Source organism: Corynebacterium afermentans subsp. lipophilum (assembly GCF_030408375.1).
Classification (GTDB): domain Bacteria; phylum Actinomycetota; class Actinomycetes; order Mycobacteriales; family Mycobacteriaceae; genus Corynebacterium; species Corynebacterium lipophilum.
On sequence record NZ_CP046530.1, the window covers coordinates 1,968,056 to 1,980,372 of the forward strand.

Consider the following 12,317-nt stretch of genomic DNA (forward strand, 5'->3'; position numbering starts at 1 on the left):
TTGTTCTAGTCAGCGTCCGAGTACACGCGCGGGTGCAGCGTGCCCACATACGGCAGGTCCCTGTAACGCTCGGCGTAATCCAGGCCGTAGCCGATGACAAACTCGTTGGGAATATCGAAGCCGATGTCCAGCAGATCAATCTTGGCCGTCTGCACCTCCGGCTTGCGCAGAAGAGTAACGACTTCGAGGCTCTTCGGGTTCCGGTTGCGCAGATTGCGCAGCAGCCAGGACAGGGTCAGGCCGGAGTCGATGATGTCTTCCACCACGAGCACGTCGCGGCCAGCGATCTCTTTGTCCAGGTCTTTCAAGATGCGCACCACGCCGGAGCTCGTGGTGGAGTTGCCGTAGGACGACACGGCCATAAACTCCATTTCCGCCGGGATGGTCAGTTTGCGCGCGAAATCGGTGAGGAAGAACACCGCGCCCTTAAGCACGCACACCAGGATCAGGTCTTCGTCCGAGTCGCGGTACTTCTCCGAGACCATGTCCGCCAGCTCCTGGATGCGCTCCTGGAGCACATCTTCCGGGATCAAAATCGCCTCGACGTCATCGCCGTAGCGGTTCGCTGGGACGTCGAAGTCCTTCTTGTCGTGCAACTCGGTCATGGGCTGGCCCTTCCCTCTCGCGGTTTCTGCGCGTCAGCTTCCGTTCACGTGTTCTGTTCACGTGCGCGTAACTTCCACATCTTGCCACCTGCCAGCCGGTAGGTACAACCATCTGCGGGGTTCGGGTCAGCCGCAACATTTCAATCAGTTCAGCTCGGCCTCGTCGTCGCTGAGTACCGCGTCATCGAAGAGCCCGTCGCAGTCTTCAAGGATGCCACCCTCAATGCCATGCGCAGCTTGAAACTCGCTCAGGCGGCGAATCTGCTGGCGAATCTGAAAAACCCGCGTTGTTTCCTTTTCCATCAGCACCTCCCGTTTGTATGCAGACCATATACACAGCGGGTTTAATCCACAATGGTCAATTCTCACTTTGGCTCGGGAGCCGACCAGCTATTGCAAACTTCGTGATTGCATGCGATGATCACGTGCAGGAATTCCGAGAGAGACTCCGTTGGTTCACGACCAAGATTTCCACGAAAGAGGGAGACTCGGGTTCGATTCCCGGCCCGCCTTGGTGGTGTAGCTCAGTGGCAGAGCCCCTCTTTACTTATATCCACTGTGGAATTGTCCAGAACCCACCAGTTACTGCTGCCGTTTGCAACTGGTCTGACGTGATCTGCACTGGCCCGTAATTGTGCCGGGCGAATCCCTTCAGCGAACGGGCCCAGCTGCTTGAGTTCTTCGGTGCAGTGGAATTTTTCGCAAAATGCTCCACCGCAATTTCTGCCCATTTTTGCTTGGATAATGTCGCACCCAAGATCGCGTTAACACTCAATGCCAGTGACTTGTTGACGCCGAAAGCCAAGACCAGCTCGCCCGAGTTGAGAGCAAGTTGACCGTTGTTTCCGAGTACCTGAGTCGCCGAATGCCCTGCTGCTTCTTGCCAATACTTCAATGCGTCCGCCGACAATCCGTTCAACACTCCGTGAAGCGTCTTGCTGTAAGTCCCGTTGTCATGGATGACCCCGTTTCGAATAAGACGCAGCGCGTGGAAGAGTTCCAGCATCCCTGCGGGCCCCGGGAGAGCCCCAATCCCGCACGTGGCCATGAAAATCTCATGCATGTTGACCATCCTGACCACTCGGTTCGCCGAACCGTTCGGGTGAACAATATTCTTACCGTCTTGACGAAGTAGGTCGAGGACAGATTTAAGGTATGCCTCCTGTAACGCGAGAATGTACGGGATTCCAATGTGCGCGAGATGTGCTTCCGCCTCTTGAAGGTTGCGTTGCGCTACATCGGAACGAAGGTTAAACCTCTCGATGTGATTCACGCGCGGGAAGATTTCCCTCAGCGTCCGATCCGACCCGGCAGTGAGGTTGAGCGTGTTTGCGGCTAGTTGGGACCCAGCAAGCAAAGCCATCATCGCAGTATTGATGTCTTGGCGTTGCTGCTTGAATTTCATGTAATCCGGATACCGGATCTCCCCCTGCGTCATTTCGCCCCCAAATGTTTGTGTGCTTAAGGTCCCAAAATAGCTAGCTGCTCGCCCGCACGCACCACCTCGCGCCCGCCCGCGACAGCCACGGGCCCTTGCCCATGCCAATCGACGACCAAGGCTTCCACCGCATCCAGCTGATCCCCCTGCACCGGCACACCCTCCCCCACAAGCCATGCAGCTAATCGACGCCTCCGGATCGGCCCCGCATCTTCCGCCAACTCCGCACAGGAGGTGGTCGGCGTGAGGTCCGTCAGTGACGCAATGAGGGCCTGATCCGCCGCGATCCGGTCAGCGGTGGCGGCGATCGCCGGCACGGCGTCGCCGCCGATGAGCTCGCTGAGCAGGGGCAGCACCTGTGTTCGCATGGCCACGCGGCGGAAGGCGGGGTCGGCGTTCATCGGGTCGTGCCACGGCTTTAGGCCGAGCTCCCCGCAGGCGCCGACGGTATTCGCGCGGCGGATGCCTAGAAACGGCCGGACGACGCGCCCGTTGCGCGGGGCCATGCCGGATGGGTTGCCACGCAACGCGCCGAGCAGGAGCGTTTCCGCCTGGTCGTCGGCGGTGTGGGCGACCCAGACATCGTGCCCGTACGCCAGCAGCGCCTCGTACCTGGCGCTGCGCGCGGCCGCCTCCAGGTTGCCCTCGCCCACTTCGACGCGGACAACCTCGGCTTCGAGGCCGAAACCCCGAGCAACGTCCGCTGCGCGCCTGGCCACCTCCGCCGACTCGTCCTGGAGCCCGTGGTCGACCACCACGCAGCGGACGTCTTTGTTTTCTGCCGCTGCCGCGGCGGCCAAGGCCAGCGAGTCGGGCCCACCGGACAGTCCGATGATGGCGGGGCCGTCGAAGGGGCGGAGCGCTCGTCGACAGGCGAGAAAGTGCGGCGAGCGGCGCGGCCAGAACGGCTCCATCAGAACTCGCGCAGCGCGGAGGTGAATTCGTCCATGGCGCGGCGCGCGGCGAGGACGTCGGCGTCGTTGCAGATCAGCGCGAAGGTGTAGACGTTGCCGTTTACGCTGGTCACGGTGCCGGCCAGCGACGCCGTGCCGTCGAGCGTGCCGGTCTTCGCGCGCACCCAGCCGCGGCCCGGGAGGTCGCCGTAGCGGTCCAAGAGCGTGCCCTCGCCGGCGGCCACCGGCAGCGCGGAAAGCAGGGGCCGCAGCTCGGGCATGGAGGTGGCGTCGTATAGCACCGCGTCCAAAAGCTTCGGCGCGATGAGATTGTCAGCGGAGAGCCCGGAGTTGTCGCGCAGCACGAGCCCGGCGGTGTTGAAGCCGCGCTCCTCCAGCACGCTCAGGGTCGCTCCCGGCGCGTCCGTGGTGCCGCGCGCCAGCGCCACTTCGCGCCCGATGGCCTCGGCGTAGACGTTGTCGGAGTTCTTCATCATCAGCTCAAGGCGCTCCACCAGCGTCGGCGACTCCACTGCGGCGACAACCTCGCCGTCACCTTGGCCGACAGCGACGTTTTGCGCGCCGACGCGCTCCGCCAGCGCCTGCGCCACCTCAAGCGCCGGACTGTGGGAACGGGCCACGTCGCCGGAGGTCTCGCCGTTTAAGCGACCCCCGGAAAGCATCGCCGGCTGCAGGGGTGCGACGAACCCGCCGTCGATGTCCAGCGGGTCCCAGCCCGGCATCAGCTCCGGCATGCCCTCCCAGGCGGAAGTGTCGATGAGCACCGTGTCGGCCTGCCCCACCTGCTGCGCCAGCTCGTCCATGGCGTCATCGTCCAGCCACACGTCGCCGGCGGCCTTGATCACCACCTCCCCCGGGTTCGCGCCGCGCACCACCTCAGTGGCGATGCGGTCCTGCGCGCCCAGGCTCAAAAGCGCCGCCGACGCGGTGAGCACCTTCGTCACACTCGCCGGCTTCAGTGCTTCGTCGGAGGCGCGGTCAAACACCACGTCGCCGCTGCTCGCCTGCGTCACGTGGCCGTGGAACACGCCCAGGTCAGGGTTGTCGGCAAGCGATGCCAGGGTGGTTCTCAGCGAAGCGTCGTCGATAGGCGAAGGCGTCGCGGGCTCGAGCGCCTGCGGAGCCGACTGCAGCTCATACGGCGGCGCATGTGTGATCTCGGAGAGCTGCTCGTGCGCCGCGATGCCGAACCCTGCGACACCGCCGACCGCGGCGAGCGCGACGGCGCCCGCGACCCAAGTCCATACCTTCATCGGCCAAAATGGTAGCCGAAGTATGATGGCGTGCGGACATTCACCAAATTCAGGCACCGAATAAAGGAGAAGTAATGGCTATCGAGGTCATCATCGAGATCCCCAAGGGCTCCCGCAACAAGTACGAGGTCGACCACGAGACCGGTCGCGTCTTCCTCGACCGCTACCTGTTCACCCCGATGGCGTACCCGGCGGACTACGGCTTCATCGACAACACGCTTGCCGATGACGGCGATCCGCTCGACGCCCTCGTGATCACCCCGGAGCCCGTCTTCCCGGGCGTGACCGTGATCGCGCGTCCGATCGGCGTGTTCAAGATGACCGACGAGGCCGGCGGCGACGACAAGCTGCTCTGCGTCATCGACGACGTGCGCTACGAGTCCTACCAGGACATCTCCGACGTCTCCGACTTTGTCAAGGACGAGATCGAGCACTTCTTCGTGCACTACAAGGACCTCGAGCCGAACAAGGAAGTCTCCGGTTCCGGTTGGGGCGACAAGGCTGAGGCAGAGAAGATCCTGCAGGCGGCGCTCGACGAGTTCAAGCGCGTCGGCGACAACTCCCGCGAGGGCCTCGAGGCCGACAAGGACACCAAAACCGTCAACTAATTTGCTTGTCGACGGCTAAAGCCGGGCCAGCTTACTGAGCTAGCCCGGCTTTTTGCTGTGCTTGTTACCATGCTTGGCGCTTGGCCTGGAGCGCCACCATAAACGAACCGAGAAGGCCAAGCACGAGGAACAGCGCGGAGAAACCAATAGACCAGGCGGCGGATTCCGCGAAGCCGGCGGAGAGCTGGTCTACCACGGCGCCACGGGCATCGCCGAGTGCGGTGACCATCTGGTCGTCGGGGCCGGCATCGCGCAGCTGGCCGATTACGGAGCCGGCCGATGCCTGCGTCGCCTCGGAGAGGCCGTCGAGGGCGGGTTGCGGAACGCCGTCGATAGGCGAGAGTGCGTCTGGGATCTTGCGCGCCATTGCTGCACCGAGGGCGGAACCTGCGATGGCGGCGCCGAACGCGGAGCCGAGCTGGCGCACCGTGGACTGGGTGGCGGAACCGGCGCCAGAAAGCTCCTCCGGAATGTCCCCGAGGACGGTAGACGTCAGCTGCGCGGACGCGAGACCGAGGCCAACGCCGTAGATCACCAGCGCACCGACGACGAACCACGTGGAGGCCTGCACTGCCACGATCCCCGTCAGCAGCGCCACACCGACAACCTCTAACGCGAGGCCGAGCACCACCACACCCGGCGCGCCGAGCCGCGCGGCCAGGTGGCGAGCGGAAGCACCGGAGGCGAAAGCGCCCAGCGCCATCGCGGCGAGCACGAGGCCGGTCATGACCGTGGACAGGCCGATGGAGTTAATCAAGAACAACGGCAGGACGAACATGAGCGAGAACTCGCCGATTGCCACCGTCGCCGCGGTGAGGTTACCCCAGGAAAAGGTGTCCACCTTAAACAGGCTGAGGTCTAGCAGCGCGTCGCGGCCGTTGTGCGCACGGTGCAGCTCCCAACGGACGAACAGCGCGATGAAGATCACACCGATGCCGATGGCGAACGGGACCGGCGAGATGGACCAGCTTTCCGGCCACGACCAGGAGCCGATACGCAGCGTCTCCTTCTTATCCCACCAGCCAAGGGTGGTGGCCTCGATCAGGCCAAAGACAATCAGTCCGAAGCCGATGGCAGAGGTGAGCAAGCCGTCAACGTCCACCCCGCGCATATTCTGCTTGCCGTGGGTTTGCGGAACCCAGGCGAAAATTCCGATGAGCACAAGAATGCCCAACGGCAGGTTCACCCAGAAGATCCACTGCCAGGACGCGTACTGGGTGAGCACGCCGCCGAGCAGCGGGCCGAGCGCCGCCGTGCCGCTCATCACCGCGCCCCAGATACCGAAGGCGGCCGCGCGGTCCTTGCCGTGGAACATGGAGTTCACAGACGACAGCGTGGCCGGCAACACCAGTGCGCCACCGACTCCCTGCACCGCACGCGCGGAAATCAGGCTGGTTGCGCCGGTGGCTGTGGCGGCGAGTAGCGAACCAGCCACGAAAAGGATCACGCCGGCGACGAACGTGGTTTTGCGACCGACGCGGTCGCCGAGGCGGCCGGAGCCTAGCAGCAAGGCCGCGAAGATCACGTTGTAGATGGCGTTGACCCACTGCGCGTTGGTGAGGCTGAGGTCCAGCGCCGAGATCATCGTCGGCAGCGAAACCCCGACGATGGTGCCGTCCATGACGATCAGCGCGAGGCCCGCGGCCAAAACCCCGAGCGCTTTCCAACGGCCTGGGAACTCGTCAGTGGATTCTTGGCCTGCATCCACTGGGGTATGGGGGTGCTTTGTGCTCACAATTTTCCTTTCGACCCTTCTGACCGTATTCCTCTCAGAACACCGCCGTCATCGACCGATCGGGTGATTGTGAGCGCTAAATCATCCCGTTCATGTAGGCCCAACCGCCCGCGCCAAGCGCCGCAAGAATCAGCACAATAAGCGGGATCAACACCGCAGCCGCAGAAGAGCCGGCGACGCTTTCGGCCTCATCCGCCTCAGCCTTTTCGGTTTGCGCCGGCCCCACCACACCGATGTGCACGTTGACACGGTTGTACTCGGCGTCCGTCGTGGTCACAGGGGCAGTTCCGCTTGTCGACGACTCCGTAGCCGCCCCCTCAACATCCCCCTCCGACACTGTGGTTGACGTGGTTGACGTGGTCTGGAGGGGCGGGGCGGCCGGGGTGGCCGGTTCCGTAGTCGGGGTGGTCTGGGTGGCCTTTGTCGGCCAAGCGTTGACCGTGGTGGCGTGGTTCTCTCCAGTCACGTCGATGACCTGCTTAGCGGGCGAGGTAGATGCCACACTCGTGGCGCGCGCCGTCGTGCTCGAGACCGGTGCCGTCGAGGTTTTCTCCGCAGACGTAGCAGCCGAGCTCAGCACCGATGTAGTCGAGCTAGGCGCCGGCTTCGACGTGGTCGTCTTCGCTGACACTGTGGCCGAAGTCGTCTCAGAAGACACCGTCGCCGAAGTCGTCGGCACTGCCGTGACCTGGGACGTAGACGTCAACGTAGACGGCTGAGGCCAAGCTACCGTGGTCAGCGGAGCTGACGTGGTTGCTTCCACCGACGTCGTTGCCTCCGCAGAGGTCTCAGACGAGCTCAGAACCGGTGCCGTCGAGGTCGATGTAGTCGAGATCGGCGTAGAAGTAGTTGACGACACCACTGCAGGATTGGACGTAGTCGTCTCAGAAGACACCGTCGCCGAAGTCGTCGGCACTGCCGTGACCTGGGACGTAGACGGCTGCGAGGTAGCTACCGTGGTCAACGGAGCTGACGTGGTTGCCTTCACCGACGTCGTTGCCTCCGCAGAGGTCTCAGAAGAGCTCAGAACCGGTACCGTCGAGGTCGATGTAGTCGAGATCGGCGTAGAAGTAGTCGACGTCGTCGGTGCTGTTTCACTGGTGGGAGTCGTCGAAGGCTTCGACAGCTCCTCGGGGTGCGCTGCTTGGTACTCCGCCAAGTTCTCGCGCGCCCGCACCAAGGCGGCCACCGCCGCGTTGATCTCCGCGTCATCGCCCTGCGACAGCGCCGCAATGTACCGGTGCTCGGCATCGCGGACTGCAGCTTGGGCCTCGCTTAGCGACGCCGGCTTCGCCTCCCCCACCTCCTGCGCAGTAGTGGTCACAGCACTTGCAGGTGTGGTGGGCTCGGTCGACGCCGCTGCCTCGGTGGTCGGTTCCGGAACAACCGTGACCGTGATGATGCTCGGCGGCGTTGTTTCGGTGGTTGCCTCGGTAGCAGTCGTGGAGGACACAGCCGGTGTGGTCGACGGCACCACCGTCACCGTCGGCGTAGGCTCCGGCGACGGTGGTGGGGTGGTTGTGGTGGAAGGCGAAGTAGACGTCGATAGGCTTGGGCGATTGGCGTATTCGCGCAGGTTGTTGGCCTGGATGAGCACCTGCACGTCCAGCGGCTGCGGGGTCTTGGCCACCTTGCCGCGGTTGGTGCCGTCCTTCATTAGCGCACCGTCGCAGGAGTGCGCCAGGCCCATAGCGTGGCCGAGCTCGTGCGTGATCGTCATGACAAGGCTCTCGATGTAGCCGTTGGCCAGGATGTTGGGGTTGAGCAGGAGCTGCATGTTGTCCACGTTGCCCTGCACGCGGCCGACGACGTAGGCGCCAAGATCAGCCTCGCGTACCGTGACCACCTTGTACCCCGGCTGGTCCACGTACTCGAAGCGCATCAGGCCGCCGGTGGCGTTTGCCCACTGGTCGGTCGCCTGAGTGATGTACGGCTTGTACTTCTCCGGCGCATAGATACGCAGGACGCCGTTGTCGATGGCGTTTTCGTTGCTGCTCAGCAGGTAGTTGCCAATGTTCGGGATCGGCTGGCCCATATTCGCGGCTGCGGTGGCGGCGCGGCATTCCCGGCCGAGCGGGTCGACGGCTGCCTGGGCCGGAGCGGCGAGCGTGCCCGCCGCAACTGCGGCCGCACAGCTCGCTGCAATCAGTTGTCTATAATTCACCAGACCAGAGAACACTATTCTCCCAGCTGGTGCAAATCTGCGCGTTTAAACCAGGCGGCGACGAGCGAACGCGAAGAACCCCGCACCCAGGGCGCCCGCCAGGACCAGCGCGAACAGTGCGCGGGCGACGGTGTTGGAACCGGTCTCCGCCTCCAGACCTCGGGCAGGTGCGGCGTACGGGCTCGCGATCTGGCTCTCGACGGCAGCCTCGCCCGCAGCACGCGCCGCCTCAAGGCCCTGACGCCCGATTTCGCCCGCGTTTTCGCGGATCATCGCTTCAGAGTCCGCAGCCTCCTCCGGGGTGACGTCCGCGTTGACGCGGGTGACATCGGCGACGAAGGTGTGGCCGTCCTTATTCAGGAAGAACGTCTTGCCGTCCAGGGTGAACACAGGCGGGAACTTCACCAGGCCGTGGGCGACGGGGGTGTCGCTTGCGGGGTTCACGTCCTCGGCACCAAGCGGCTCCTCCGGTGCGTTGTCCGGGGACGGGGCTTCGACGTGAGTCTCGGCGGGAGCTTCGGTCGGGGTCTCGGTGGTTTCCGGATCCGTCGGCACCGGCTCGCCCGTCGGCTGGTCGGCGGGTTGGTCCCGGATCACGCCGGAACCGATCAGCCCGGCAACAGCGGCGTCCGCCACGGCGACTGCGCGCTCCTGCTGGCCGCTGTCCAGCTGCGCGTACGGCTGCGCCGCCTCTTGGAGCGTGCGCACGTAGTGGGAGCCTTCCTCGTTGAGGAAGTACTGCTCGCCGCTCACATCAGTGGTCTCGGCCGGCAGGTCTTCAGCGGTGGCGGCAACCGGCACTGCAAGTAGTGCTGCGGCTGCTGCGGTAGCGACGGCGGCGGCGCGGGTGGTGCGGTACATGACGGACTCCTAGGAAGTTCGAGAAACTCGAGGAACCAAACCTCAAGCATTGGTTGAGAGTTTACACACTTTGCCCCCACTTTTCACTCCAGTAACACGAGTTTCTTGCCGGAAAATACAGACGAGGCCCGGTTACCGTCGCGTAACCGGGCCTTCAGGGGCGCCTGAAGTTAGACCAGGAAGCGTCGGCCAGCCACGAAGGCGGCAGCGCCCAGCACGGATGCAATCACCAGCGCGAACAGGGTGCGCGCGATGGTGTTGGAGCCGGTCTCGGCCTCGACACCACGGTTCGCAGCCGCAGCAACCTGCTGTGCGGCGATCTCGTCCGCGTGTTCAGAGCGGAGCTGATCGGACTTCTCCTTCTCCTCGGGAGTCGGCTGCTGGTTCACGCGGTCGGAAGAGCCGACCAGGGTCTCGCCGTCCTGGTTGAGGAAGTAGGTAACGCCAGCAATGACGATCGGGATGCCCACGGCGGCAACAGCAATCGCTGCGATCGCACCCGGGGAAAGCTCAGCGTCGACCTCGCCGGCAGCACCGTTGGAGCTGCCTGCGCCAGCCTGCGCGTCAGCGTCGGCGTCAGCCTGCGCGTCAGCGTCAGCCTCGACACGAACCTCGCCCTCCGGGGCCGGCGCATCCGCGGTCAGAGTGGTACCCGTGCCTTGCGGCTGCTCCGGCATAGCAACGTTCACAGTGTCACCCGTGGTGCCGTCGACGCCGCCAACGAGCGAGACAACAACGTCCTTCTTAGAACCATCCGGGTAGCTGATCTTCAGCTCCCCCTTCTCGGTGCCGCTGACCACCGGCACATTGTCCGAGCCAGCCGGCAGCTCGGTCTTCACAATTTCGCCGTTTACCAGCTGGTAGTAGTTGCCGTTGCCGTCGGTAAAGACCGTCGGCATTTCGTCCGCGAGAACCGTCGTCAGCTGCTTGTACGCGGCAGCGTTGTCGATTTCGGTCTGTGCATCGGCGGCCGGGGTTACGGAAATTGCGATCGCGCCGGCCATTGCGGCTGCGGCGAGCGTGTGGATGGTGCGCTTCATTGGGGGCTCCTATCGGAAAGTCTAAACCTCAAGTCGAAGGTTACGCCCCAACAGTAAACATGTTTCACACAAGTCTCAACTAAAACTTCAGACTTTTTTGAAAACACTCAAAACACGCAGGTCACCGTGGCTCGAAGGCCATCTCAACCTCGTCGTCTGTCGCTGTCCCGGCCAGCTGCCACCCAACCACGGCGTTGCGCACACTGTCCGCCAGCAGGTTGGCCGGTTGGATGCAGGAAATGGTCAGCAACCTGCCCGGCATCGGCCCCGTCCCCCAAATCTCAGTGTTGCTCGCCAGCGCGCCCTTGTCCGGATCGTGCAGGTCGGTCGCGGTGTACTTCAGCCAGTCGTCGCCCGAGGTTTCCGTGCGCAGGAACAGCGTGTCGCCTTTGGCTACGGTGTGGCGTTCGGCTTTGCCGTCGTAAAGCTTGTTAAACACCGCATCCACGCCCGCGCCGGTATGCCCCGCCACGACCACGATGTCGCCGGCGTCCGTGCCCGGCAGCTCGTACGGGTAGCCCTCCCCCGTCAGCGCGCACGCCTTATCCATGCTTTTCGGGTCGATCTTGCCGTCCACCACGCGGCAATCCGCCTGCTCGAACCCGGCGCGCAGCCCCAGCACCGGCACCACCATCTCCACCGGTCGCCCCTGCGCGATCGAAGCAGCAGCTTGCCGACGGGGCTCCGCCGACACCGACGTCTCCGGTGCTGCCGCTGGGGGGTCCGAAGGTTCGTCGTGAAGCAGTGCCTTGAAACCTGCGCGCACCAGAAGGAACAGAATCAGCAGTGCGACGATGCGGCGGACGTGGTACTTCACGGCAGTTATCATACGAGCCATGAAGGAAGTTTCCGTAGATAAAGTCCCCGCAGGCGCGCAGCTTATCGACGTGCGCGAGCCCGACGAGTACGCCGCCGTCCGCGCCGAGGGCGCCGTGAACATCCCACTGTCCGAGTTCGTCGCACGCACCGACGAGATCGACCCGGAGCGCGACATTTACCTGATCTGCAAGTCCGGCGGCCGCAGCGCGCAAGCCGGCGAATACCTGGAGCAGGCCCGCGGCTGGGACAACGTCATCAACGTCGCCGGCGGCACCACTGCCTGGGTGGAGCAGGGCCTGCCACACCAGAATTAGGCAGTCTTAGGCGTTCCCAATTGTTGGGCGCCTAAACATAGTTATGATGAAGGCCATGCCCACGCTCCCCGAACTGCCGTCCACACTGGCCAAGTCCCCCCACTTCCAAGTTGAACGCGTGCGCAGGCACACCAAAGACGAGGTCGAGCGCACCCTGGCCAAGCACGACTCCACCATGCGCGAGTACTGGATCCTCACGTGCGTGGACGGGGAGCCGATGAGCCAGCGCCAGCTGTCGGAGCTGCTCACCATCGACGCGTCCGACATGGTCCGCCTCATCGACAACCTGGAGAACAACAACTGGGTCACCCGCGAGCGCGACCCGAAGGACCGCCGCCGCCAGATCGTCGCCGCCACCAAGAAAGGCACCAAGGTGCTGGCGAAACTCGCCGCGGACGTGGCTGAGGCGGAGGACCGCGCGCTGGAGGCGTCTTCCAACAAGCAACTGAAGAGCCTGCGCAAGCTCTCCCAGGCGCTGGACGGCGACGACTAGAACGTGGGCGGGCGCAAATAGTTGGCGTTTCCCATAATTTGCGGTTTTTCGTTGCGCTATTAGCCTTATCCGC

At 63.9% G+C, this 12,317-nt stretch carries 13 protein-coding genes; 3 read left to right on the forward strand and 10 right to left on the reverse strand.

Annotated elements, in window-relative coordinates; genetic code table 11:
• Positions 1 to 5: 5 nt before the first annotated feature.
• From hpt to dacB, 5 genes are all read right to left on the reverse strand, one after another.
• Entirely contained in the window at positions 6 to 605 is a 600-nt protein-coding gene (gene hpt / locus CAFEL_RS09475) for a hypoxanthine phosphoribosyltransferase (protein ID WP_194560680.1), read from the reverse strand.
• A gap of 144 nt (positions 606 to 749) precedes the next feature.
• Positions 750 to 914, reverse strand: coding sequence for a hypothetical protein (locus tag CAFEL_RS09480; protein ID WP_290172019.1), 165 nt, complete (start codon positions 912 to 914; stop codon positions 750 to 752).
• Between the two features lie 238 nt (positions 915 to 1,152).
• The gene (locus CAFEL_RS09485) at positions 1,153 to 2,010 is read right to left on the reverse strand and encodes a hypothetical protein (protein WP_194560678.1); all 858 of its coding nucleotides are present in this window, start codon (positions 2,008 to 2,010) and stop codon (positions 1,153 to 1,155) included.
• 56 nt (positions 2,011 to 2,066) lie between these two features.
• The gene (gene tilS, locus CAFEL_RS09490; protein WP_194560677.1) at positions 2,067 to 2,957 is read right to left on the reverse strand and encodes a tRNA lysidine(34) synthetase TilS; all 891 of its coding nucleotides are present in this window, start codon (positions 2,955 to 2,957) and stop codon (positions 2,067 to 2,069) included.
• Positions 2,957 to 4,210 carry a D-alanyl-D-alanine carboxypeptidase/D-alanyl-D-alanine endopeptidase gene (gene dacB, locus CAFEL_RS09495; RefSeq protein ID WP_194560676.1) on the reverse strand — a complete coding sequence of 418 codons (1,254 nt, stop codon included), beginning with the start codon at positions 4,208 to 4,210 and terminating at the stop codon, positions 2,957 to 2,959. The genes tilS and dacB overlap by 1 nt, the downstream gene beginning before the upstream one ends.
• 74 nt (positions 4,211 to 4,284) lie before the next feature.
• Here dacB and CAFEL_RS09500 point away from each other — a divergent pair, with 74 nt between their 5' ends.
• Complete coding sequence (locus tag CAFEL_RS09500; RefSeq protein ID WP_194560675.1) at positions 4,285 to 4,818, forward strand: inorganic diphosphatase; 534 nt, start codon at positions 4,285 to 4,287, stop codon at positions 4,816 to 4,818.
• Between the two features lie 64 nt (positions 4,819 to 4,882).
• On the opposite strand, the gene CAFEL_RS09505 is transcribed toward CAFEL_RS09500, so the two are convergent.
• The 5 genes from CAFEL_RS09505 to CAFEL_RS09525 all read right to left on the reverse strand — a co-directional run bounded on the left by CAFEL_RS09505 (position 4,883) and on the right by CAFEL_RS09525 (position 11,435).
• Positions 4,883 to 6,553, reverse strand: coding sequence for an MFS transporter (locus tag CAFEL_RS09505; RefSeq protein WP_290172021.1), 1,671 nt, complete (start codon positions 6,551 to 6,553; stop codon positions 4,883 to 4,885).
• Between the two features lie 76 nt (positions 6,554 to 6,629).
• Positions 6,630 to 8,717, reverse strand: coding sequence for a hypothetical protein (locus CAFEL_RS09510; protein ID WP_194560674.1), 2,088 nt, complete (start codon positions 8,715 to 8,717; stop codon positions 6,630 to 6,632).
• A gap of 45 nt (positions 8,718 to 8,762) precedes the next feature.
• A complete protein-coding gene (locus CAFEL_RS09515; RefSeq protein WP_194560673.1) occupies positions 8,763 to 9,578 on the reverse strand; it encodes a hypothetical protein in 816 nt (271 codons plus the stop codon).
• Positions 9,579 to 9,748: 170 nt separating this feature from the next.
• Positions 9,749 to 10,618, reverse strand: a complete 870-nt coding sequence (locus CAFEL_RS09520) for a hypothetical protein (RefSeq protein WP_194560672.1) — start codon at positions 10,616 to 10,618, stop codon at positions 9,749 to 9,751.
• A gap of 121 nt (positions 10,619 to 10,739) precedes the next feature.
• Positions 10,740 to 11,435 (reverse strand): sortase family protein, encoded by a 696-nt coding sequence (locus tag CAFEL_RS09525; RefSeq protein WP_290172022.1) that lies wholly within the window; start codon positions 11,433 to 11,435, stop codon positions 10,740 to 10,742.
• 19 nt (positions 11,436 to 11,454) lie between these two features.
• On the opposite strand from CAFEL_RS09525, the gene CAFEL_RS09530 reads away from it, so the two are divergent.
• Positions 11,455 to 11,751: a rhodanese-like domain-containing protein gene (locus CAFEL_RS09530; protein ID WP_181889094.1), complete on the forward strand. Its 297-nt coding sequence runs from the start codon at positions 11,455 to 11,457 to the stop codon at positions 11,749 to 11,751.
• A 55-nt stretch (positions 11,752 to 11,806) separates the two neighbouring features.
• Entirely contained in the window at positions 11,807 to 12,244 is a 438-nt protein-coding gene (locus CAFEL_RS09535; RefSeq protein WP_181889095.1) for a MarR family winged helix-turn-helix transcriptional regulator, read from the forward strand.
• The last annotated feature ends 73 nt before the right edge of the window (positions 12,245 to 12,317 follow it).